This is a genomic window from Pseudomonas sp. PL-6 (assembly GCF_054110165.1).
On the sequence record NZ_CM134189.1, the window covers coordinates 3461162 to 3482641 of the forward strand.

Below are 21480 nucleotides of genomic sequence, written 5' to 3' on the forward strand. Positions count from 1 at the left end.
GGCTCTCAGCCGTTCCAGGCGCTGACGAAATCCTCGACCGCCAGTTCCGGCGGCCGGCGCAGCTCGCGCTCCGGGGTGCCGAGATAGAGGTAGGCGACGATCCGCTCGTCCGCACCCAGCCCCAGGCCCTTGGCCACCTGGGCGTTGTAGGCCAGGTCGCCGGTGCGCCAGACCGCGCCGATGCCCTGGGCATGGGCGGCGAGCAATATGCCGTGGGCGGCGCAACCGGCGGCGATCAGCTGCTCCTGCGCCGGCACCTTGGCATGCGCCTGCAACCGGGCGATCACCACCACCAGCAGCGGCGCCCGCAACGGCATGCCGCGTGCCTTGCTCAGCGCCTCGGCGGGCGCCTGCGCGTCGCCGGCCAGCAGCGCCTCGGCGAACAGCTCGCCCATGCGCCCGCGGGCCTCGCCTTCGACGGTGAGAAAGCGCCAGGGCCGCAGCTGGCCATGATCCGGCGCGCGCAGGGCCGCGCGAAACAGCAGCTCACGCTGCGCCGCGCTCGGCGCCGGGTCGACCAGACGGGGAACGGAAACACGGTTGAGCAGAGCGTCGAGAGCCTCCATCGGCCACCTCCGAGAATCAAAGAGGCGGCATTCTAGCAGGCCCGCGCCGCGCGACGCCGGCTCAGGCCACGCGATCGGGCGACACCACCGGCTGGATCGGCGGCGTCAGCGGCGGCAGGCCGTGGGCCTGGCGCGCCTCGTCGCAGCGCGGGTTGTGCACGCCGTTCTCCCAGGACGCGTCGAACTCGCGGCAACTGCTCGAGCGCTGTTCGTACAGGGTGCAGCGCACGCCGCAGCCGACCTCGCCGAGCAGCTGGGTGCAGCGCGCCGGTTTGCTTTCGGTGCCGCGCATGGCGACGTAGTGCGGGCTGATCTGGATGACCTGCTCGTCCGGCACGCTACCGCCGGCCGATTGGCACTCGCCCCAGAAGAAGGACACACGAAAAAACGCGCAGCAGGCACCGCACGTGAGGCAGGGATTAGCGTCGGACATTTGAGGAGGACTCGGAAACCGGCGGACGCCGGCAACTGGCGGCTATTCTATTCTCCGCCATGCGCTTGTAAAGCCCCGTCCGCGGCGGTTTACAGCCGCCCGTCCGCGGGTAGAATGGCGCCTTTTGCAACCTCCCAGAGCCCACTCCATGGCCTTGCCGACGCTGCGCATCATCGGTTTCATCATCGGCATCTTTCTCATTACTCTGGCGGTGAGCATGGTCATTCCCATGCTCACCCTGCTGATCTTCGAACACCCCGAAGACCTCAACGCCTTCCTCTGGTCGAGCCTGATCACCCTGATCGCCGGCCTGGCCCTGGTGATTCCCGGGCGCCCGCAGAACGCCCAGCTGCGCCCGCGCGACATGTACCTGCTGACCACCGGCAGCTGGAGCGTAGTGTGCTGCTTCGCCGCCCTGCCGATGATGCTCATTGCCCATATCAGCTACACCGACGCCTTCTTCGAGACCATGAGCGGCGTCACCACCACCGGTTCCACCGTGCTGGTCGGCCTGGACGACATGTCGCCGGGCATCCTGATCTGGCGTTCGATGCTGCAATGGCTGGGCGGCATCGGCTTCATCGGCATGGCCGTGGCCATCCTGCCGCTGCTGCGGGTCGGCGGCATGCGCCTGTTCCAGACCGAGTCCTCGGACTGGGGCGAGAAGGTGATGCCGCGCTCGCACATGGCCGCCAAGTACCTGCTGCTGGTCTACCTGGCCCTCACCGGGCTCGGCTTCCTGGCCTACTGGGCCGCCGGCATGAACCCCTTCGAGGCGATCAACCATGCGATGACCTCGATCTCCACCGGCGGCTACTCCACCTCCGACTCGTCCCTGGCCAACTGGCCCCAACCGGCGGTGCACTGGACCTCCGTGCTGCTGATGATCCTCGGCGGCCTGCCCTTCATGCTCTACGTCGCCTTCGTGCGCGGCAACCGCCAGGCGCTGCTGCGCGACCACCAGGTACGCGGCTTCCTCGGCTTCCTGCTGCTGACCTGGCTGGTGTTCGGCACCTGGCTGTGGCTGCACTCCGAGCACAGCTGGCTGGACGCCGTGCGCATCGTCGCGGTCAACGTCACCTCGGTGGTCACCACCACCGGCTACGCCTTGGGCGACTACACCACCTGGGGCGGCTTCGCCGTGCTGCTGTTCTTCTACCTGACCTTCGTCGGCGGCTGCTCGGGCTCCACCTCCGGCGGTCTGAAGGTCTTCCGCTTCCAGGTCGCCTACGTGCTGCTCAAGGCCAACCTGATGCAGCTGGTGCACCCGCGCGCGGTGATCAAGCAGCAGTACAACAACCACAACCTGGACGAGGAGATCGTCCGCTCGCTGATCACCTTCTCCTTCTTCTTCACCATCACCATCGGCGTGCTGGCCCTGGCCCTGACCCTGGTCGGCCTGGACTGGGTCACCGCGCTGACCGGCGCCGCCACCGCAGTGTGCAACGTCGGCCCGGGCCTCGGTCCGACCATCGGCCCGGCCGGCAACTTCGCCAGCCTGCCAGACTCGGCCAAGTGGCTGCTGACCCTGGGCATGCTGCTGGGCCGCCTGGAAATCCTCACCGTGCTGGTGCTGGTCACCCGCAGTTTCTGGAAGCACTGAGCCGATGTCCCTGTCCAGCCTGCGTATCCTCGCCTTCATCAACGGCATCTTCCTGATCACCCTGGCGGTCAGCATGCTGGTGCCGATCGGCACCCTGCTGGCGTTCGAGCAGCCGCAGGGCATCAATGCCTTCCTCTGGTCCAGCCTGATCACCGCGCTGGTCGGCGTGGCCATGGTCGCCCAGGGGCGCCCGCAGCAGACCCAGCTGCGCCCGCGCGACATGTACATGCTGACGGTGTCGAGCTGGGTGATGGTATCGATCTTCGCCGCCCTGCCGTTCCTCTTCGCCGAACGCGCCAGCATCACCGACGCCTACTTCGAGAGCATGTCCGGCATCACCGCCACCGGCGCCACGGTGTTCAGCGGCCTGGACGACATGTCGCCGGGCACCCTGATCTGGCGTTCGCTGCTGCACTGGCTGGGCGGCATCGGCTTCATCGCCATGGCCGTGGCGATCCTGCCGATGCTGCGCATCGGTGGCATGCGCCTGTTCCAGACCGAGTCCTCGGACCGTTCGGACAAGGTCATGCCGCGCTCGCACATGGTCGCCAAGTACATGGTGCTGGCCTATGTCGGCCTCAGCAGCTTCGCCGTGCTGGCCTTCTGGCTGGCCGGCATGAACCTGTTCGACGCCATCAACCATGCCATGTCGGCCATCGCCACCGGCGGTTTCTCCACCTCCGACGCCTCGCTGGGCAAATGGCAGCAGCCGGCGGTGCACTGGGTCGCGGTGCTGGTGATGGTGCTCGGCAGCCTGCCCTTCGTGCTCTATGTCGCCACCCTGCGCGGCAACTACCGGGCCCTGACGCGCGACGCGCAGGTGCGCGGCTTTCTCGTGCTGCTGCTGGGCAGCTGGCTGGTGCTGACCGGCTGGAAATGGCTCTCCACCGACCTGCACTGGCTCGACGCGCTGCGCCATGTGGCGGTGAACATCACCTCGATCATGACCACCACCGGCTTCGCCGTCGGCGACTATCACCTGTGGGGCCCCTTCGCCAGCATGATGTTCTTCTACCTGGGCTTCGTCGGCGGCTGCTCCGGTTCCACCGCCGGCGGCCTGAAGATCTTCCGCTTCCAGGTCGCCTACATCCTGCTCAAGGCCAACCTCAAGCAGCTGATCCACCCGCGCGCGGTGATCAAGCAGCAGTACAACCGCCACCGCCTGGACGAGGACATCGTCCGCTCGATCCTCGCCTTCGCCTTCTTCTACACCATCACCATCGCCGGCCTGGCCCTGGCGGTGGCCATGTGTGGGGTGGACTGGATCACCGCCCTGACCGGCGCCGCGGCCATGGTCTCCGGGGTCGGCCCAGGGATGGGCGAAGTGGTCGGCCCGGCCGGCAACTACGCCAGCCTGCCGGATCTGGCCAAGTGGCTGCTGACCCTGGGCATGCTGCTGGGCCGCCTGGAGATCCTCACCGTGCTGGTGCTGCTGCTGCCCGCCTTCTGGCGCCACTGAGAACAAGCCGTTCGGTTCCGCGGCTCCCGCCCAGGGCCGAGGCGCGCAGGCAACGGATTGCCTGGCCGAGCTGAAATCCCCTAAACCTCTATTCGCAAGGGGCGCAACCCGGATGGCATCCGGGCTACGGCCCCTTTACAGCCGCGCGCGGTACTCGCCCGGGGTTTCCTCGAACCAGCGGCGGAAGGCGCGGAAGAAATTGCTCGGGTCGGCGAAGCCGAGCAGGTAGGCGACTTCCAGCAAGGTCAGGTTGGGCTGTGCCAGGTACTGTTCGGCCAACTCGCGGCGTGTGTCGTCGAGCAGCTGCTGGTAGCTGGTGCCCTCCTCCTGCAGGCGCCGCTGCAGGGTGCGCTGCGACAGGTGCAGGGCCTGCGCCACCACCTCGCGGCGCGGCTCGCCCTGCGGCAGCAGGCGGCACAGCACCTGGCGCGCCTGGTGGGTGACGCGGCTGCCGCAGAAACGCGCCAGGTAGTCGCCGGCGAACCGGTCGTGCAACTGCGCCAGCGCCTCGTTGGCGCTGGGCAGCGGCGCCTCCAGATCGCCGCGCTCGAAGATCAGCCCGTAGTGCTCGGCATTGAACCGTAGCGGCGCCTGGAACACCTGCTGGTAGGGCGCCAGATCGGCGGGCGGCGGCCCCTGCAGGCGGATCTCGCGCGGACGGATCGGCTTGCCGGTCATCCAGCGGCAGAACGCCAGGCAGTAGGCCAGCGACGCCTCGGCGCTCTGCCGCGCCGGCGGCAGGCGGTCGCCGTGGATTGCCAGGGTCAGCGCATAGCCGTCGGGCTGGGGCAGGAAGCTCAGGTCGGCGCCCTCGCCGATGATGCGCTGGTAGCGCACCAGGCGGGTGAAGCCGTCGCGCAGGTTGCGGCTGGACATCAGCGCGTAGCCGACCACGTGGAAGGAGGCCGGACGCACCACCTGCGCCATGTTCAGGCCGATTGCCGGGTTGCCGGACAACGCCACCGCGCGCTGCCACAGGCGGGTCATGGCGTCCTGCGGAAAGCGCGCGTCGGGGTCGCTCAACGCCGCGTAATCCAGGCCCAGCTCGGCAAACAGCCTGGCGCAGTCGACGCCGCCCAGCTCCAGCGCCTGCACTATGGCCAGGGCCCAGCTGGAGGATGTGGTTCTCTCGCTCATGCTCTTGTTCTTGTAGGTTGGATCAGGCCGTCAACGCCCGGCTTGGCGGCGCAAGGATACTAAACTGGCACCTTATGTCAGTGGCCCAGGGAGACAGCCGAATTAATGTGATAGTGCACAGCGGCACCTTCCTTATACCCTTCTGCCTGCGGGAGAAGCTGGCGCGAAGCGCCGGATGAGGGCGGTGGGCATGCTGTGTGGTTCTTCATGATGTGGGGGTGCCTGTCTGGCATGCCCGAGAGACTGACGCCGACAATAACAGGAGGTGCGCCATGACCGCCCAGACCACCGAACGCTACCAGAGCTTCGCCGAGTTCTACCCCTACTACCTGCGGGAACACAGCAACCCCACCTGCCGCCGCCTGCACTACGTCGGCAGCCTGCTGGTGCTGGCGATCCTCGCCTATGCCCTGGCCACCCAGCAGTGGCTGTGGCTGCTGGCCATGCCGCTGGCCGGCTACGGCTTCGCCTGGGTCGGCCACTTCGTCTTCGAGAAGAACCGCCCGGCCACCTTCCAGTACCCGCTGTACAGCCTGATGGGCGACTGGGTGATGCTCAAGGATGCCTTTACCGGCCGCATCCGCTTCTAGCCGCACGGTTTCAGCCACCTCTTGGGGTGCGCCGCACGCACCGGCCTTCCTGTAAGCGGTGCGCACCGCGCACCCTACGGAGCTTCCCAGCAACCGCCTGCCGTTACTTTGGCGCCACTCGGCGGTCGCGCTTGGCTGACCGCCCCCCCTTGGTTATGATCCTCGCCCACCGAGCTCCTGGCTCAGGTCTTGCAGACCACTCCAGGCGTCCAGCAAGAGACGCCAGAAATCCAGCAGGGATAGTTTCAGCAGATGAAGTCAGCCACCCCCAGCCGTGTCAACGGGCTGCCGACGCCGCCGTTGCGCGAATACTATTCGCGCGTACTGGCCTATATCGCCACGGCCGCCAGCATCGCCGCCGGCACCGTCGTCGGCCACTTCGCCTACGACATCCTGTGGATGGTGCCCTACGCCCTGCTCTACCCGCACCTGGCGCACAACCTCAGCCGCCGCTTCAAACGCGACCACCCCGGGCAGACCGACCTCGCCCTGCTGTTCATCGACGCCCTGCATGCCGGCGCGGCCGCGGTGCTGCTGGGTTTTTCCAGCGTGCCCAGCCTGATGTTCCTGCTCACCCTGAGCTTCAGCGCCCTGGTCATCGGCGGCCTGCGCTACCTGGGCCTGGCCCTGCTGGTGGCCGGCAGCAGCCTGGCGCTGTGCGCCGCGCTGGTGGAAGTTCACCTCAATACCGACACCCCGACCCTGGTGGCGCTGGTCAGCATCCTCTTCGCCACCCTGTACATCTGCATCACCGCCTACTTCGTCAACCAGCAGGGCCTGCGCCTGGCCCAGGTGCGCAGCGAGATCAAGCGCGAGCAGGAAAAGGCCGCGCGACTGGCGCGCAACCTGGCCAAATACCTGTCGCCGCAGGTGTGGGAGTCGATCTTCACCGGCAAGAAGAGCGTGCGCCTGGAGACCCAGCGCAAGAAGCTCACGGTGTTCTTCTCCGATATTAAGGGCTTCACCGAGCTGTCCGAGGAGCTGGAAGCCGAGGCGCTGACCGACCTGCTCAACACCTACCTCAACGAGATGTCGAAGATCTGCCTGAAGTACGGCGGCACCATCGACAAGTTCATCGGCGATGCGGTGATGATCTTCTTCGGCGACCCCAGCAGCCAGGGTGCCAAGAAGGACGCGGTGGCGGCGGTGTCCATGGCCATCGCCATGCGCAAGCACATGAAGGTGCTGCGTCAGCAATGGCGCGCCCAGGGCATCACCAAGCCGCTGGAAATCCGCATGGGGCTCAACACCGGCTACTGCACGGTGGGCAACTTCGGCGCCGACACGCGCATGGACTACACCATCATCGGCCGCGACGTGAACCTCGCCAGCCGCCTGGAAAGTGCCGCCGAATCCGGCGAGATCCTCATCTCCCACGAGACCTATTCGCTGGTCAAGGACGTGATCATGTGCCGCGACAAGGGCCAGATCGCGGTCAAGGGTTTCACCCGCCCGGTGCAGATCTACCAGGTGGTGGACTTCCGCCGCGACCTGGGCGCCACCTCCAGCTACGTCGAGCACGAGCTGCCGGGCTTCTCCATGTACCTGGACACCAACGGCATCCAGAACTTCGACAAGGAGCGGGTGATCCAGGCGCTCAACCAGGCCGCCGAGAAGCTGCGCGACAAGGTCATTCTGTAGCTTGGCGCACGCTCGTGCAGGGGGCGCGGTGCGCACCGAGCAAACCAGCTAACGGCCGTCCGCCAGTACCTCACCCAACACCGGTTCGCCGTCGACAGAAGGCTGCAACGCCAGAAACTCCAGCGCCGAGGCCCGCCAGGACTGCGCCGCAGCCAGCTCCGCGCAACGCCCTCGGTGCAGCTCCAGCGCCGCCAGGCAGGCGCTGCGCAAATCCTCGTCCATCACCCCGCTCTGCCCTTGCAGCAGTACATCCAGCGGCCCGGCCACCGGATAGGCAGCCACCGGCGTGCCGCAGGCCAGCGCCTCCAGCATCACCAGGCCGTAGGTATCGGTGCGCGACGGGAACACCAGCACCGCCGCATCCTGGTAGGCCTCGGCCAGTTGCCGGCCATGGCGATAGCCGAGAAAGCGCACCTGCGGATAGCGCGCCTGCAACGCCTCGCGCTGCGGGCCGTCGCCGACCACGCGCTTCTCGCCGGGCAGGTCCAGATCGAGAAAGGCCTCGAGGTTCTTCTCCGGGGCGATGCGCCCGACGTAGAGAAAGATCGGCCGCGGCGGCCGCGGGCGCTCGCCGTCGACGCGAAACAGTTCGCTATCGACGCCCTTGCGCCACAGCTGCAGACGCTGCAGGCGCCAGCCGGTGAACTCCTCGCGCAGCCGCTCGGTGGTCACCAGCACCGCCTGGCTGGGGCGATGGAAGGCGCGCAGGAAGGCATAGCCCCAGCGCGGCGCGATCCACGGCCAGCGGGTGCTGACGTATTCGGGAAAACGGGTGTGGATGGCCGTGGAAAAGGCCAGGCCACGCCTGACCAGCCAGCGCCGCGCCGTCCACCCCAGCGGCCCCTCGGTGGCCAGGTGGACGCAGTCCGGACGGAAGTCGCGGATCGCCGCGCCGACCCGCCACAGGTTCCACACCAGCGGAATCTCCGGGTAGGTCGGACAGGGCACGGCGCGAAAGTCCGCCGGCGACAGCAGCTTGACCTGATGGCCCAGGCCGCGCAGCTCGCGCACCAGGGCCTGCAGGCTGGTGACCACGCCGTTGACCTGCGGCGCCCAGGCGTCGGAGACGATCAGTATCCTCATGCGCCGCTCTCGAGCACGGCGGCGGCCTGCTCCTCGCCGGCCAGACGCGCCTGCGCCTCGGCCAGGCGGTACAGCTCGATCTGTCCGTCCCAGTGCTCGATCAGCGCGGTGCAGGACTCCACCCAGTCGCCGCAGTTCATGTACTCCACGCCACCGACCTGGCGAATCTCGGCGTGGTGGATATGGCCGCAGACCACGCCCTGCAGGCCGCGCTTGACGCATTCGTGGGCGATGGCCTCCTCGAAGTCGCTGATGAAGTTCACCGCGGTCTTGACCTTGTGCTTGAGGTAGGCCGACAGCGACCAGTAGCCGTAGCCCCAGCGGCTGCGCCAATGGTTGAGCCAGCGGTTGAGGGTCAGGGTGAACTCGTAGGCCGAGTCGCCGAGAAAGGCCAGCCAGCGGTGGTAGCGGGTGATCACGTCGAACTGGTCGCCGTGGATCACCAGCAGACGACGGCCGTCGACGGTGACGTGCTCGGCCTCGTCTACCAGCTGGATATTGCCCAGCATCAGGCTGGAGTAGCGGCGCAGGAATTCGTCGTGGTTGCCGGTGACGTAGATCACCTCGGTGCCGCGCTTGCTCATGGTCAGCAGGCGGCGGATCACGTTGGTGTGCGCCTGCGGCCAGTAGATACCGCCGCGCAGCTTCCAGCCGTCGATGATGTCGCCGACCAGGTAGATGCGGTCGGCCGAATAACGCTTGAGGAAGGCCGCCAGGTGCTCGGCCTGGCAGTCGCGGGTGCCGAGGTGCACGTCGGAGATCCACAGAGTGCGGACACGTTGCTTGCGGCTGGGCTTGGCGAGCTGGGCGCTGGTCATGGGCGGGCTCCGGCTGGGTTTCGACGAGCTTGAGCGCTGGCGGTGAAAGGCTTGTGACAGGCAAAAGACCGTTCGATGACGAGGCACCAGCCCCGGACAGGCGGTACACTGCCGGCGTTGCCGAGGAAGCCGCCATGCCCCCGATCCTGTCCCTGCGTCACTACAGCCATGAACTGCTGTGCCACAGCCACGACCATGCCCAGCTGGTGTTCGGCCTGGCCGGCGAGCTGCAGTTCGAGGTGGACGGCCAGGGCAGCCGGGTACGGCGCCACCAACTGGCGGTGGTGCCGGCCGGCGCCCGCCACGCCTGCGGCAGCCCGCAGGGCAGCCAGTGCCTGGTGCTGGACCTACCGGCCAACGACTGGCTCGAACGCCAGCTCGGCCACCATGCGCGCGACATCCAGCGCCTGCTGGACAGTCCGCGAGCGCTGCAGCTCGATCCGGTTCAGGGCCAGTTGCTCGGCTGGCTTGCCAGCAGCCCGATCAACGACGCGGTGATCGCCAATCAGGGCGCCGCCCTGCTGCTCGGCAGCCTGGCCTGCGCCAGCCAGGAGGCGCGCCCGGGCGGTCTGCCGCTGGCGGCGCTGGACCGGCATATCGAGCAGCACGCCGCGCACCCGCTGCAGGTGGCCGACCTGGCGCGCCTGGCCGGGCTGTCGGTGGCGCGTTTCCACGCCCGCTTCCTGGCCGAGACCGGGCGCACGCCGATGGAACACATCCGCGACAAGCGCCTGCAGCTGGCCGAACGCCTGCTGCGCGGCAGCGACCTGGCCGTCGGCGAGGTGGCCGCGCGGGTCGGCTACGCCTCGCAGAGCGCCTTTACCGCCGCGCTCTCCCGCCACCTGGGCATGACCCCGCGGCAATTGCGCCGCAACGCGTAGGTTGGGTTGAGGCGCGCAGCGCGTAGGTTGGGTTGAGGGCGCAGCGCCGAAGCCCAACGGCGATCGCCGCGCAGAACGCCATGCGAGCGCCGGGCGCAGCGCCAGGCGCTCCCTGTTGGGCCTCGCTGCGCTCAACGCCAACCTACGAGAGTCCGACGACAAAACCCGCAATTCCTGCGACAGACAGCCCTGCGCGAGGCGCCTAGACTGCGCGTCAGTAACCAGGAGTGACCCATGCAACATATCGACTGGCAGGATTTCGAGAAGGTGGAGCTGCGCGTCGGCACCATCCGTTCGGCGCGCCCCAACGACAAAGCCGTGAAACCCGCCTACGTGCTGGAGGTGGACCTCGGCGAACTGGGCATCAAGACGTCCAGCGCCCAACTCACCGCGCATTACAGTTGCGCCGAACTGCTCGGCCGTCAGGTGCTGTGCGTGTGCAATTTCGCCCCCAAGCGCATCGCCGGGGTGCGCTCCGAGGTGCTGGTGACCGGGGTCTATGACAGTGACAACCGCGTGGTCCTGGCCGGCTTCGACAAGCCGCTGCCCAACGGCGCGCGCCTGGCATGAAGGAACGTAACGCCCTGCTGGCGATTCACCTCGGCGCCCTGCTGTTCGGCCTGTCGGGCATCTTCGGCAAACTGGCGGCGACCACGCCGAACATGATCGCCGGCGGCCGGGCGATCTTCGCCATTCTCGCCCTGGGCCTGGCCGCCCTGCTCTGGCGCAGCCGCAACGCGGTGCGCCCGAGCCTGCGCCAGTTCGCCCTGCTGGGCCTCGGCGGCCTGCTGCTGGGCGGGCACTGGGTGACCTTCTTCGAGTCGGTGAAGGTCTCCGGGGTGGCCATCGCCACGCTCGGCTTCGCCAGTTTCCCGGCCTTCACCGTGCTGCTGGAGGGGCTGCTGTTTCGCGAGCGCACCCGTCCCATCGAGTTCGCCATGGTCGCCGTGGTCTGCCTCGGGCTGATCCTGGTGACCCCGGAATTCAGCCTCGCCAGCAGCGCCACCGGCGGTCTGCTCTGGGCGGTGCTGTCCGGCTTCCTGTTCGCCCTGCTGTCGCTGCTCAACCGCGCCAGCACCCGCGGCCTCGACCCGGTGCAGGCGGCGCTGTACCAGAACATCACCGTGTTCGTCTGCTTCATGCCGCTGGTCTGGCCGCTGCTGCCCAGCGTGCGGCCGATGGACTGGCTGTGGCTGGCGATGCTCGGCATCTTCTGCACCGGCCTGGCGCACAGCCTGTTCGTCGCCAGCCTGCGCGTACTCAAGGCACGCACCACGGCGGTGATCTTCGCCCTGGAGCCGGTCTACGGCATCCTCTTCGCCTGGTGGCTGTTCAGCGAGCAGCCGACCCTGCGCATGCTGGCCGGCGGCGCGCTGATCGTCAGCGCCATTTTCGTTTCGGCGCGTATGGCGCGTTGAGGGTGACGGGCGCCTCCCGACCTACACGCCCCAGGAGTCATGGTGCGCACGGCGCCCCCTAGGGTTACCGGTCGTTATGTCCCAGGTCGCGGCCCGGGTCGATCTGGTCGCGCACCCGCTGCTTGAGCACCTTGGCCTCGGGAAAGCCGCCGTCGGCCTTGCGCTCCCAGATCTGCACGCCATCGCAGCTGATGCGAAACACCCCGCCGCTGCCTGGCTCCAGGCTGACCTTGCCCAGCTCGTCGGCGAAGGTGCTGAGCAGCTCCTGGGCCAGCCAGGCGGCGCGCAGCAACCATTGGCACTGGGTGCAATAAGTGATGACGATTTCGGGCTTGCGATCGGACATGGCAGCGGCTCTGGGATAGGGCTTGGCGCCTATAATAGCGGCCTTTCGTCCTGCCCTCGCCGGAAACCGCCATGCGCCGCCTGCTCCGTTCGCTGCTCTGCCTGCTCGCCCTGTCCAGCCTGCCCGCCCTCGCCGCCGAACGCGTCGGCCTGGTGCTGTCCGGCGGCGCCGCCCGCGGCCTAGCGCATATCGGCGTGCTCAAGGCACTGGAGGAACAGAACATCCGCGTCGATGCCATCGCTGGCACCAGCATGGGCGCCATAGTCGGCGGGCTGTACGCCGCCGGCTACTCGGTGGAGGAACTGCAGCGCCTGGCGCTGGAGCTGGACTGGCAGCAGGCGCTGTCCGACTCGCCGCCGCGCGAGGACGTGCCCTTTCGCCGCAAGCAGGACGACCGCGACTTCCTGATCAAGCAGAAACTCAGTTTCCGCGACGACGGCAGCCTCGGCCTGCCGCTGGGGGTGATCCAGGGGCAGAACCTGGCGCTGCTGCTGGAGAGCCTGCTGGTGCACCGCAGCGACACCCGCGACTTCGACCGCCTGCCGATCCCCTTCCATGCCGTGGCCACCGATATCGCCAACGGCGAGCAGGTGATCCTGCGCCGCGGCCACCTGCCCCAGGCGATGCGCGCCAGTATGTCGATCCCGGCGGTGTTCGCCCCGGTGGAGCTGGACGGCCGCCTGCTGGTGGACGGCGGCATGGTCAACAACATCCCGGTGGACGTGGCGCGGCAGATGGGCGTCGAGCGGGTGATAGTGGTCGACCTCGGCACCCCGCTCAAACCCGTGGAGCAGCTGACCACCGTGGTCGACGTGATGAACCAGTCGATCACCCTGATGACGCGCAAGAACTCCGAGGCGCAGCTGGCCACCCTGGCGGCCGACGACGTGCTGATCCAGCCGCCGCTGGCCGGCTTCGGCGTCACCGACTTCGCCCGCGCCGAGCAGATGATCGACGCCGGCTACCGCGCCACGCAGATCCAGGCCGAGCGCCTGGCCCGCCTGCAGCAGAGCGGCGGCGGCAACCCGGCGCTGGCCATGGCACGCTCGCGCGAGCAACGCACCCCGGTGATCCGCGAGATCCGCGTGGAGAACGATTCCAAGGTCGGCGACGCGGTGATCCGCCGGCATATCCGCCAGCCGCTGGGCGAGCCGCTGGACATGGACCGCCTGCAGAAGGACATGGGCACCCTGTACGGCCTGGACTACTTCGAGCGCGTGCAGTACCGCGTGACGCCGCTGGACGAACGCGGCAGCGCGCTGGTGATCGATGCGCGCGGCAAGCGCAGCGGCACCGACTACCTGCGCCTGGGCCTGAACCTGTCCGACGACATGCGCGGCGACAGCGCCTTCAACATCGGCGCCAGCTACCGCGTCAACGGCATCAACCAGCTGGGCGCCGAGTGGCTGACCCGCGTGCAACTGGGCGACCGCCAGGAACTCTACAGCGAATTCTACCAGCCGCTGGACGCCGGCTCGCGCTACTTCGCCGCCCCCTACCTGTTCGGCGAGGCGCGCAATATCGAGGCGATCCTGGACAACGACCCCATCGCCGAATACCGCCTGGAGCGCTACGGCTACGGCCTCAACCTCGGCCGGCAGATCGCCAACAACGGCGAGATCCGCTTCGGCATCGGCCAGGCCTGGGGCGAGGCGGACGTGCGCGTCGGCGAACGCGACCTGCCCAGCTTCAGCTTCAGCGAGGGCTACTACGAACTGATGTACTCCTTCGACACCCTGGACAACGTCGACTTCCCGACCACCGGCGAAGACATCGGCCTGCTGCTGCGCCAGTACGACAGCGGCCTGGGCTCGGACGAGGAGTACCGTCAGTGGCAGCTGGAGCTGAACAAGGTATTCAGTGTCGAGGCCAATACCTGGGTGCTCGGCGGGCGCTACGGGCGCACCCTGGAGGAGGCCGACGTGGTCACCTCCGGCTTTATCCTCGGCGGCGCCCAGGAGCTGTCCGGCTTCCGCCAGGACGCCCTGAGCGGGCAGAACGTGGCGCTGGCGCGGCTGATCTACTACCGCCGCCTGACCCAGCGCTCGCTGCTGCCGCTGGACCTGCCCCTGTACTTGGGCATGTCGCTGGAGCGCGGCCGCGCCTGGAACAACGACAACGCCTTCGACAGCGGCTATATCAACGCCGCCAGCATCTTCCTCGGCCTGGATACGCCGCTGGGCCCGGTGAACTTCAGTTACGGCTTCAACGACGAGCGGGAAAAGGCGCTGTACCTGAACCTGGGCAAGAGCTTCTGACGGCAGGAGCCAGTCGGCTCCCACGGGGCCGTTCTCCTCGCCCAGGGTAACCCGACTCCCAAGCTGGGCTGCCCCGGATTGCATCCGGGCCTCGACGACCAGCCCCATCAAAGACAGGGCCGCGCAGCAAGCGCGGCCCTGTCGGCGCAGCGAGTCGGGCGGATCAGGCGATTTCCGCCAGCAACTGGCGCGCGGCCTGTTTCTGCCGGTCGTCGCCCTGGTCGATCACCTCGTTGAGAATGTCGCAGGCGCTGCTCAGGTTGCCCTGCTCGATATAGGCCAGCGCCTGGTTGAGCTTGGCCATGTGCTCGGGGTTGCCGGCCAGCTGCTCGATATCGCCCTGCAGCGCCGCGGTGGCATCGGCCTCGCCGGCGAAGGCATCGAGAAAATGCTCGTCGAGCAACTCGTCCTCGCCGCCCACCACCATCTCCATCTCGCCGAAGGCGCTGACGTTCTGCACCTCCTCGTCCAGCTCGAACACCTCCGGCAGTTCCTGCAGATTGCTGGAGAACCCCGCATCGAACTCCGCCGCGGCGGCCGCCTTGGTCTTGCCGCGGGCGGCCTCGAAGGGGCTGACCATGTCCCAGTCGGCATCCAGCGGCAGGTCGTCGAGATTGAGCTGGAAGTCGGGTTCGGCGGCCGGCGGCGCCACCGGGGGCTGGCTACGGGCAGGCTGCGGCGTCTGCTGCAGGGCCGGGTGGCGAGCCTTGAGCGCATCCAGCCGCGCCGCATCGAAGCCCTCGGCACGCAGCACCGCTTCCTCGCGTTCGAAGGCGGCGCCGTCGCCCAGCTCGGCCAGCACCTCCAGCAGGCGCAAACGCAGGTCGCTGCGTTGCGGCGCCTGCGCCAGGGCCTTGCTCAGCTCGCCACGGGCCTCGCTGAAACGGCCGTAGGCGATATAGACGTTGGCCGCCTCCAGCGGGTCGACCGGTGCCGCCGGGCGCTGCTGCGGAGTCGGCGCGGGAGTAGGCGCCACGGCCGGCCTGGCGACTGCGACCGGCGCCGGCTGCAGCGGCGCCACGGGGCGCTGTGCCGGCGGCTCGACCGGCACCACCGGCGCAGCCTTGTCGCGCCGCCGCGCGGCCCAGACCAGGGCGCCGAGCAGTAACAGCAGCACCGCACCGCCAGCCAGCAGGGTGGCGAACCAGCCACGTTCGGCGGCCAGCGGCGGCTCCTGCGCCGCCTGCGGCGGTGCGCTGGCGAGCACGGCGCCCGACTCTGCAGCGGGCGCGACGGCAGCACCCTGCTCGATCAGCTCGGCCAGCTGCGCCTCCTTGAGCGCCAACTGCTCCTGCAGCTGCTGCAACTGCAGCTGCAGTTGCGCCAGGCCCTGCTGCAACTGCAGGTTCTCCGCGGCCTGGCTGGCCAGTTCCTGGTCGACCTGACGCTGCTTTTCCAGCACTTGCTGCAGGCTCTCGGCCTGCTCGGCAGCCGGCGGCGCAGCGGCCAGCGGCGCAGCGGCGGAAGCCTCGACCGCCATTGCCGGGGGCTCGACCGGCGCTGCAGCGGCGGCGGTCGTGCTCGGGCGCGCGGCATCGGGCAGCAGCAGTTCGACGCCGGCCAGCAGCCGATTGGCATCGCCGCCGGCGAAGGCGCTCGGGTTGAGCGCGTGGATGCCGTCCATCAGCGCCTGCTGCGACAGCGGGCTGCCCTGCTCGCGCAGACGCGCGGCGATCGACCACAGGCTGTCGCCGCGCACCACCGGCTGGCGATGGCCCTGGGCGGCGCTGGGCGGTTCGCTGCGCCGCACTGGAGCGGCCGCCGGCTGCGCCGCACTGGGTGCTGGCGCGGCGGCGGCTGGGCTGGGGGCAGCCTGCGCGGTGTAGGCGGCAGAGCCCGGCGGATCGAGCAGCACGGTGTACTCGCGCAGCAGCTGCCCGCCAGGACGGGCCACCTCGACGATGAAATTCAGATAGGGTTCGCGCACCGGCCGGCTCGACACCACCCGGATCACGCTGCGCGAGCCGCGCAACAGCGGGGTGAAACGCAGGTCGTTGAGAAAGTAGAAACGCTCGACGCCCGAGCGACTGAACACCTCGGCCGGCGCCAGGGCGACGCGCAGATCCTCGGCGCCGAGATCGCCGACCGCCAGCAGCTCGATCTCCGCCTCCAGCGGCTGATTGAGCGCCGAGTGCAGGGTGATCTCGCCCAGTCCCAGCGCCGGCGCCATGCCCGAATAAAGGGCGGAACCCGACGCCAAACCCAACATCAACTGACGCACCCGAGCCATGTGACCTCCAGGGTTATGCAGGCTCGAACGCCGCCTCCTCCACTTCCTGTATGAGCGTCCCGATGGCCGGGAGGCTGGCGCCCTGAACGGTAGACCGAGGTCGGGGCGACACTGTCCCTGTCGAACCCGGCTCGTGTTGCAGTATGGCTACTAATTCACAAAGTAGCGGCTTGGGCGCCAGTTTGCCGACGAAGCACATTGCCATCAAGGACAGAAAGTCAAAAACCAGGCAAGCAGCGACAATCGACCGCAATGCGGCCGAAAAATTGACACTGCAGGAGCACTACTTCAGCAGGTTGCCCAGTACCCGGGCATGCACCTGCTGGCAGCGGCGCAGGTCCTCTTCGTCGATGCCGGCGAAGACCTCCTGGCGCAGCTGGGTGGAAATCGCCTCGATCTTTTCGATCAGCGGCTGCGCCTTGGGCTGCAGGGCGATCTTCTTGGCCCGGCGATCCTCGGGCACCGCGACGCGGGTCACCAGCCCCTGGGCCTCCAGGCTGTCGAGCAGGCGCGCCAGGGTCGGCCCTTCGACGCCGACGCTCTGCGCCAACTCGCGCTGGGTCGGCATCTCGGTGAAACGGGCCAGGTGCAACAGCACCAGCCAGCGCGCCTGGGACAGGCCGAGGCCGACCAGACGACGGTCGAGTTCGGAGCGCCAGGCGCGGGACAATTGAGCGACTTGCATGGCGAAACGGTGTTGATCGGGGTAAGACATGGGGGAGCGGGCTCGTACAAAGGTCAAAAACTAATTATTAGCTAGCTAGCCATAACCGCGAGCGCAGGGCAAGCCCGGATTGTGGCCGAGCGTTTCAGGATGCGACTGAAATGCGGCCACGAGTCTCGGCCGCGGATCAGGCCACCACCTGATTGCGGCCGAAGGCCTTGGCCTCGTAGAGCGCGCGGTCGGCATGCTCGTAGAGCTGGTTCAGCTCGCCGCCGACGCTGGGACTGAGGCAGGCGACGCCGATGGACATGCTCAGCATGCTGGCGCTGTCCGAACCCTGATGGGCGATATTCAGCTCCACCAGCGCCAGGCGCAGCGCCTCGGCACGGCGCTTGGCCTCCTCGGCGCCGATGTCGAACAACAGCAGGGCAAATTCCTCGCCGCCCAGGCGCACGCCCATGTCCAGCGGACGCCGCGCGGCCTGCTCGATCAGGGCGCCGACGCGCTGCAGCGCGGTGTCGCCAGCCTGGTGGCCGTAGTGGTCGTTGTAGGCCTTGAAGTGGTCGATATCGCACAGCAGCAGTGCCAGCGACTGCCCATCGCGCTGCGCCTGACGCCACAGGCGCTCGAACTGGCGGTTGAAGCTGCGCCGGTTGTGCAGGCCGGTGAGACTGTCGCGGTCGGCCAGCAGACGCATCAGCCGGCTGATGAGAAAGTACTCGCGCGACTTGTATTCGAGCAGATAGCAGCCCACCGCCCCGATCAGGTTGCCGAACAGCAGGAACAGCACGTTGTTGATCAACCGCGGTAGCGGCAGGCCGGCCAGCCACTCGGCGCCGATATAGACCAGCAGTACCGCCAGGGCACAACCGAGCGCCTCGCTCAGACGCAGGCCGACCAGAAAATACGCCGCCATGCTCACCAGCAGCAGCCCCTCGTACGGGTAGCTGGGGTCGGCGTGGTGGGCGATGCCAACGATCACCGCAGCACCAATGCCCAGGGCGAGGATGCAGGTCATGCTCAGCGGTAATAGCAGACGGATGTGGCGCCGCTGGAGGATCAGGGCGGCGCAGGCCACCAGAATGACCAGCACCAGCACGCGCACGGCCAGAATCCAACCCAAATGGGGCGGCTGCACCAGCATCAGGTCCAGCACGCTGAGCGCCAGCCAGATGACCATCGCCGTGCTCAGCGCGATGCGCTTGAGCTCGAAGCTCTCGTCCAGCAAATGGCTGCGGTATTCGCGCTCCAGTACGCGGGAAAAACGCAGCCAGCGGAACCCCAGGCTGAGCTGGTCGGCATAGGGGCTGGGGCGGACGTCGTCGAGCCAGGCGTGATAGCTGGGCACCGTTACCTCGTCTGTTGGCGGCTTGCCCCACACCTTAGCCGTGTCATCGAGTTGCCGCCAGAATCACGACAATCGTGCGTCAGACCTCGAACTCGGCCTGCAGCGCGGCGCGTACGCAGTAGAGCACCGTCTCCTCGACCCGCCCGGCGAACAGCGGGGCGATCTCGCTCACCGCCGGCAGCTCGCCCTCGCCGTCGAGGAAGGCCTCCTGGATCTCGCCGAGCAGCTCTTCCGGCAGATCCAGCGCCTGCTCCAGCGACAGCTGCTGCTGGCCGATGGCCTCGGCCAGCAGGCTGTAGACGTTCTTCTCGCTGCAGCCGAGTTGGCCGGCGATCTGCGTCGGGGTCATGCCGGCGCGGGCCAGGCTGACCAACTCGTGACGCAGGTCGGCCACCGGCGCCGGCGCCTCCTGCGCGGCGCCGCCCAGCACTTCGAGGAAGGCCTGGCCATAGCGCTCCAGCTTGCGTGCGCCGACGCCGCTGACCTGGGCCATCTCGCTCAGCGAGCCGGGCTGGCTGCGCAGCATCTCCAGCAAGGTGGCATCGGGGAAGATCACGTAGGGCGGCACGCTGTGCTCCTCGGCCAGTTTGCGCCGCAGGCTGCGCAGCGCCTCCCACATCTCCCGTTCGTGACTGCGCACCAACTGGCTGGCGGCGCTGCTGGAGGCCTTGGCGGTCTGCGCCGGCTTGGGTTCGCGGCGCAGCTGCAAACCGACCTCGCCGCGCAACAGCGGCCTGCAGGCCTCACTCAGACGCAGGCCGCCGAAGCCCTCCAGGTCGACGTCGGCCAGGCCGCGGGCGACCAGCTGACGGAACAGGGTGCGCCACTCGACCTCGGAGAGCGCCTTGCCGACGCCGAATACCGTCAGGTGCTGATGACCGACGGCGCGGATCTTGTCGTTATCGCGGCCGAGCAGGATGTCCACCAGATGACCGACGCCGTAGCGCTGGCCGCTGCGGTAGATGGCCGACAACGCCTGGCGCGCCGGCTCGGTGGCGTCCCAGGTCTCGACGCCGTCGATGCAGTTGTCGCAATGGCCACAGGGCTGCGCCAGTTCCTCGTCGAAATAGCCCAGCAGCACCTGGCGACGGCAGCGGGTTTCCTCGCACAGGGCGAGCATGGCGTCGAGCTTGTGCTGCTCGATACGCTTGTGGCGGTCGTCGCCCTCGGAGTTGTTGAGCATCTGCTTGAGGAAGATCACGTCCTGCAGGCCGTAGGCCATCCAGGCATCGGCGGGCAGACCGTCGCGGCCGGCGCGGCCGGTTTCCTGGTAGTAGGCCTCCAGCGACTTGGGCAGGTCGAGGTGGCAGACGAAGCGCACGTTGGGCTTGTCGATGCCCATGCCGAAGGCGATGGTCGCCACCATGATCAAGCCTTCCTCGTTGAGAAAGCGCTTCTGGTGATAGGCGCGCAACTCGTTGGGCAGGCCGGCGTGATAGGGCAGCGCCGGAAAGCCCTGGCTGCTGAGAAAGTCGGCGACCTCCTCGACCTTCTTGCGCGACAGACAATAGACGATGCCGGCATCGCCCTTGCGCGCGGCGAGAAAGCCGAGCAGCTGCTTGCGCGGCTGATCCTTGGGCAGGATGCGGTAGAAGATGTTCGGCCGGTCGAAGCTCGACAGAAAGCGCTCGGCGTTCTGCAGGTGCAGTCGCTGGACGATTTCCTCGCGGGTACGCTTGTCCGCGGTGGCGGTCAGGGCGATGCGCGGCACCTGCGGGAACAGCTCGGCGAGCTGGCCGAGCTGCAGGTACTCGGGGCGGAAATCGTGGCCCCACTGCGACACGCAGTGCGCCTCGTCGATGGCGAACAGGGCGATCTCCAGGCCCTGCAGGAAGCTCAGCATGCGCGGCTGCACCAGGCGCTCGGGTGCCAGGTAGAGCATCTTGATCTCGCCACGGCGGATGCGCTCGGCGATCTCGCGCTGCTCGTCATTGCTCAGCGTGGAGTTCAGCGCCACGGCGGCCACGCCCAGCTCGTCGAGGGTGGCGACCTGATCGTCCATCAGCGCGATCAGCGGCGAGACGATCACCGCCAGGCCGTCGCGCAACAGTCCCGGCACCTGGTAGCACAGCGACTTGCCGCCGCCGGTGGGCATCAGCACCAGGGCATCGCCGCCGCCGGCCACGCGCTCGATGATCGCGGCCTGATTGCCACGGAAGGCGTCGTAACCGAATACGTCTTTGAGGATGCGCTGGGCGTGGTCGAGCATGAAGGCCTCCGAATCGAGCCGCGCATTATGCCGCAGGATTGCCGGCAACAGGGCGCCAGCCTGTCCGAAGCCGGGCTTTTGCCCTCGCCAGGCCCCGCCGCTATGGCCGCTAGGGCGGCGGTGGACTAGAATCCAGCCTCGTTTACTCCTTCAAGGTAGCCCCACGATGTCCTTCGCCGAGCAACTGTCCCGCCTGCAAGCCTTTCTCGATGCCGATGAGCTGCACGAAGAGGCGTTGGACTACGTGGCCGCTCATGGCTACCTGACCGCCCTGGCGATCTGCCCGGACCAGGTGCCCGAGCGCGAGTGGATCGACGCCCTGTTCGCCGAACCGCCGCACTACCGCAGCGAGGCCGAGCGCGAGGAGATCGAGAACACCCTGATTCACCTCAAGGCGTATATCGCCCGCCAACTGGCCGGCGAGGAAGAGCCGGAGCTGCCCTGCGAGCTGGACCTGGGCGAGGACCCGGACGACTCCGACCTGCGCGGCTGGTGCATCGGCTTCATGGAAGGCGTGTTCCTGCGCGAGGCGGTGTGGTTCGAGGACGCCGAAGACGAGGTCAGCGAGCTGCTGCTGCCGATCATGGTCGGTTCCGGTCTGTTCGACGAGCAAGCGGAGTTCGCCGAGATCGCCCGCGACCGCGACCTGGTCGACAGCATGATCGACCAGATTCCCGAGCTGCTCACCGCACTCTTCCTGCTGTGCCAGGCGCCGGAGGAAAAACCCGCGCTGCTCAAGCCCCGCCAGCACTGATCCCGCGGGCCGGGGCCAGGCGCCCCGGCCGGCGTCCGTCCG

19 protein-coding genes are annotated in these 21480 nt (G+C 68.0%); 9 read left to right on the top strand and 10 right to left on the bottom strand.

Going from position 1 to position 21480, the window contains the following annotated elements:
• Positions 1–5 precede the first annotated feature (5 nt).
• Both ACW9UL_RS14715 and ACW9UL_RS14720 read right to left on the bottom strand, forming a co-directional pair.
• The gene (locus ACW9UL_RS14715) at positions 6–566 is read right to left on the bottom strand and encodes a nitroreductase family protein (protein WP_122108530.1); all 561 of its coding nucleotides are present in this window, start codon (positions 564–566) and stop codon (positions 6–8) included.
• Positions 567–627: 61 nt separating this feature from the next.
• Positions 628–999, bottom strand: a complete 372-nt coding sequence (locus tag ACW9UL_RS14720; protein ID WP_122108531.1) for a YkgJ family cysteine cluster protein — start codon at positions 997–999, stop codon at positions 628–630.
• Positions 1000–1147: 148 nt separating this feature from the next.
• Here ACW9UL_RS14720 and ACW9UL_RS14725 point away from each other — a divergent pair, with 148 nt between their 5' ends.
• A complete protein-coding gene (locus tag ACW9UL_RS14725; protein ID WP_457787462.1) occupies positions 1148–2602 on the top strand; it encodes a TrkH family potassium uptake protein in 1455 nt (484 codons plus the stop codon).
• A 4-nt stretch (positions 2603–2606) separates the two neighbouring features.
• A complete protein-coding gene (locus ACW9UL_RS14730) occupies positions 2607–4061 on the top strand; it encodes a TrkH family potassium uptake protein (protein ID WP_021442691.1) in 1455 nt (484 codons plus the stop codon).
• Between the two features lie 135 nt (positions 4062–4196).
• On the opposite strand, the gene ACW9UL_RS14735 is transcribed toward ACW9UL_RS14730, so the two are convergent.
• Positions 4197–5198: an AraC family transcriptional regulator gene (locus tag ACW9UL_RS14735; RefSeq protein ID WP_021442692.1), complete on the bottom strand. Its 1002-nt coding sequence runs from the start codon at positions 5196–5198 to the stop codon at positions 4197–4199.
• A 272-nt stretch (positions 5199–5470) separates the two neighbouring features.
• Here ACW9UL_RS14735 and ACW9UL_RS14740 point away from each other — a divergent pair, with 272 nt between their 5' ends.
• Positions 5471–5788: an Mpo1-like protein gene (locus ACW9UL_RS14740; RefSeq protein WP_457787463.1), complete on the top strand. Its 318-nt coding sequence runs from the start codon at positions 5471–5473 to the stop codon at positions 5786–5788.
• Positions 5789–6040: 252 nt separating this feature from the next.
• Positions 6041–7429 (top strand): adenylate/guanylate cyclase domain-containing protein, encoded by a 1389-nt coding sequence (locus tag ACW9UL_RS14745; RefSeq protein WP_021442694.1) that lies wholly within the window; start codon positions 6041–6043, stop codon positions 7427–7429.
• A 48-nt stretch (positions 7430–7477) separates the two neighbouring features.
• Here ACW9UL_RS14745 and ACW9UL_RS14750 read toward each other — a convergent pair whose 3' ends face one another.
• Both ACW9UL_RS14750 and ACW9UL_RS14755 read right to left on the bottom strand, forming a co-directional pair.
• Positions 7478–8512, bottom strand: coding sequence for a glycosyltransferase family 4 protein (locus ACW9UL_RS14750; protein WP_457787464.1), 1035 nt, complete (start codon positions 8510–8512; stop codon positions 7478–7480).
• Positions 8509–9330 (bottom strand): UDP-2,3-diacylglucosamine diphosphatase, encoded by an 822-nt coding sequence (locus tag ACW9UL_RS14755; RefSeq protein ID WP_021442696.1) that lies wholly within the window; start codon positions 9328–9330, stop codon positions 8509–8511. Before ACW9UL_RS14755 ends, ACW9UL_RS14750 begins: the two co-directional genes overlap by 4 nt.
• A gap of 134 nt (positions 9331–9464) precedes the next feature.
• Here ACW9UL_RS14755 and ACW9UL_RS14760 point away from each other — a divergent pair, with 134 nt between their 5' ends.
• The 3 genes from ACW9UL_RS14760 to ACW9UL_RS14770 all read left to right on the top strand — a co-directional run bounded on the left by ACW9UL_RS14760 (position 9465) and on the right by ACW9UL_RS14770 (position 11629).
• Positions 9465–10211: a helix-turn-helix transcriptional regulator gene (locus tag ACW9UL_RS14760; RefSeq protein ID WP_457787465.1), complete on the top strand. Its 747-nt coding sequence runs from the start codon at positions 9465–9467 to the stop codon at positions 10209–10211.
• Positions 10212–10445: 234 nt separating this feature from the next.
• Positions 10446–10781 (top strand): tRNA-binding protein, encoded by a 336-nt coding sequence (locus ACW9UL_RS14765; protein ID WP_122108538.1) that lies wholly within the window; start codon positions 10446–10448, stop codon positions 10779–10781.
• On the top strand, positions 10778–11629 hold the full coding sequence (locus ACW9UL_RS14770; RefSeq protein ID WP_457787466.1) for a DMT family transporter: 852 nt from the start codon (positions 10778–10780) through the stop codon (positions 11627–11629). Before ACW9UL_RS14765 ends, ACW9UL_RS14770 begins: the two co-directional genes overlap by 4 nt.
• Before the next feature lie 64 nt (positions 11630–11693).
• Here the strand turns inward: ACW9UL_RS14770 and ACW9UL_RS14775 are convergent, their stop codons facing one another.
• On the bottom strand, positions 11694–11975 hold the full coding sequence (locus ACW9UL_RS14775; protein ID WP_397488530.1) for an Rdx family protein: 282 nt from the start codon (positions 11973–11975) through the stop codon (positions 11694–11696).
• Between the two features lie 71 nt (positions 11976–12046).
• Here ACW9UL_RS14775 and ACW9UL_RS14780 point away from each other — a divergent pair, with 71 nt between their 5' ends.
• Positions 12047–14233 (top strand): patatin-like phospholipase family protein, encoded by a 2187-nt coding sequence (locus tag ACW9UL_RS14780; protein WP_457787467.1) that lies wholly within the window; start codon positions 12047–12049, stop codon positions 14231–14233.
• A gap of 163 nt (positions 14234–14396) precedes the next feature.
• On the opposite strand, the gene ACW9UL_RS14785 is transcribed toward ACW9UL_RS14780, so the two are convergent.
• From ACW9UL_RS14785 to recQ, 4 genes are all read right to left on the bottom strand, one after another.
• The gene (locus ACW9UL_RS14785; RefSeq protein ID WP_457787468.1) at positions 14397–16463 is read right to left on the bottom strand and encodes a motility hub landmark protein FimV; all 2067 of its coding nucleotides are present in this window, start codon (positions 16461–16463) and stop codon (positions 14397–14399) included.
• A gap of 283 nt (positions 16464–16746) precedes the next feature.
• The gene (locus ACW9UL_RS14790) at positions 16747–17178 is read right to left on the bottom strand and encodes a MarR family transcriptional regulator (RefSeq protein ID WP_021442248.1); all 432 of its coding nucleotides are present in this window, start codon (positions 17176–17178) and stop codon (positions 16747–16749) included.
• Between the two features lie 136 nt (positions 17179–17314).
• Positions 17315–18475 (bottom strand): GGDEF domain-containing protein, encoded by a 1161-nt coding sequence (locus tag ACW9UL_RS14795; protein WP_397496880.1) that lies wholly within the window; start codon positions 18473–18475, stop codon positions 17315–17317.
• Positions 18476–18554: 79 nt separating this feature from the next.
• Positions 18555–20684, bottom strand: a complete 2130-nt coding sequence (gene recQ / locus ACW9UL_RS14800) for a DNA helicase RecQ (protein WP_457787469.1) — start codon at positions 20682–20684, stop codon at positions 18555–18557.
• 166 nt (positions 20685–20850) lie between these two features.
• On the opposite strand from recQ, the gene ACW9UL_RS14805 reads away from it, so the two are divergent.
• The gene (locus tag ACW9UL_RS14805) at positions 20851–21438 is read left to right on the top strand and encodes a UPF0149 family protein (RefSeq protein WP_457787470.1); all 588 of its coding nucleotides are present in this window, start codon (positions 20851–20853) and stop codon (positions 21436–21438) included.
• Positions 21439–21480 lie beyond the last annotated feature (42 nt).

Excerpts from the sequence above, each read along its gene's own strand:
- ACW9UL_RS14805 (WP_457787470.1), top strand. The coding sequence starts at position 20,851 with ATGTCCTTCGCCGAGCAACTGTCCCGCCTGCAAGCCTTTCTCGATGCC.
- ACW9UL_RS14785 (WP_457787468.1), bottom strand. The coding sequence starts at position 16,463 with ATGGCTCGGGTGCGTCAGTTGATGTTGGGTTTGGCGTCGGGTTCCGCC.
- ACW9UL_RS14720 (WP_122108531.1), bottom strand. The coding sequence starts at position 999 with ATGTCCGACGCTAATCCCTGCCTCACGTGCGGTGCCTGCTGCGCGTTT.
- ACW9UL_RS14750 (WP_457787464.1), bottom strand. The coding sequence starts at position 8,512 with ATGAGGATACTGATCGTCTCCGACGCCTGGGCGCCGCAGGTCAACGGC.
- ACW9UL_RS14725 (WP_457787462.1), top strand. The coding sequence starts at position 1,148 with ATGGCCTTGCCGACGCTGCGCATCATCGGTTTCATCATCGGCATCTTT.
- ACW9UL_RS14770 (WP_457787466.1), top strand. The coding sequence starts at position 10,778 with ATGAAGGAACGTAACGCCCTGCTGGCGATTCACCTCGGCGCCCTGCTG.
- ACW9UL_RS14765 (WP_122108538.1), top strand. The coding sequence starts at position 10,446 with ATGCAACATATCGACTGGCAGGATTTCGAGAAGGTGGAGCTGCGCGTC.
- ACW9UL_RS14735 (WP_021442692.1), bottom strand. The coding sequence starts at position 5,198 with ATGAGCGAGAGAACCACATCCTCCAGCTGGGCCCTGGCCATAGTGCAG.
- ACW9UL_RS14740 (WP_457787463.1), top strand. The coding sequence starts at position 5,471 with ATGACCGCCCAGACCACCGAACGCTACCAGAGCTTCGCCGAGTTCTAC.
- ACW9UL_RS14760 (WP_457787465.1), top strand. The coding sequence starts at position 9,465 with ATGCCCCCGATCCTGTCCCTGCGTCACTACAGCCATGAACTGCTGTGC.
- recQ (WP_457787469.1), bottom strand. The coding sequence starts at position 20,684 with ATGCTCGACCACGCCCAGCGCATCCTCAAAGACGTATTCGGTTACGAC.
- ACW9UL_RS14775 (WP_397488530.1), bottom strand. The coding sequence starts at position 11,975 with ATGTCCGATCGCAAGCCCGAAATCGTCATCACTTATTGCACCCAGTGC.
- ACW9UL_RS14745 (WP_021442694.1), top strand. The coding sequence starts at position 6,041 with ATGAAGTCAGCCACCCCCAGCCGTGTCAACGGGCTGCCGACGCCGCCG.
- ACW9UL_RS14790 (WP_021442248.1), bottom strand. The coding sequence starts at position 17,178 with ATGTCTTACCCCGATCAACACCGTTTCGCCATGCAAGTCGCTCAATTG.
- ACW9UL_RS14755 (WP_021442696.1), bottom strand. The coding sequence starts at position 9,330 with ATGACCAGCGCCCAGCTCGCCAAGCCCAGCCGCAAGCAACGTGTCCGC.
- ACW9UL_RS14715 (WP_122108530.1), bottom strand. The coding sequence starts at position 566 with ATGGAGGCTCTCGACGCTCTGCTCAACCGTGTTTCCGTTCCCCGTCTG.
- ACW9UL_RS14780 (WP_457787467.1), top strand. The coding sequence starts at position 12,047 with ATGCGCCGCCTGCTCCGTTCGCTGCTCTGCCTGCTCGCCCTGTCCAGC.
- ACW9UL_RS14730 (WP_021442691.1), top strand. The coding sequence starts at position 2,607 with ATGTCCCTGTCCAGCCTGCGTATCCTCGCCTTCATCAACGGCATCTTC.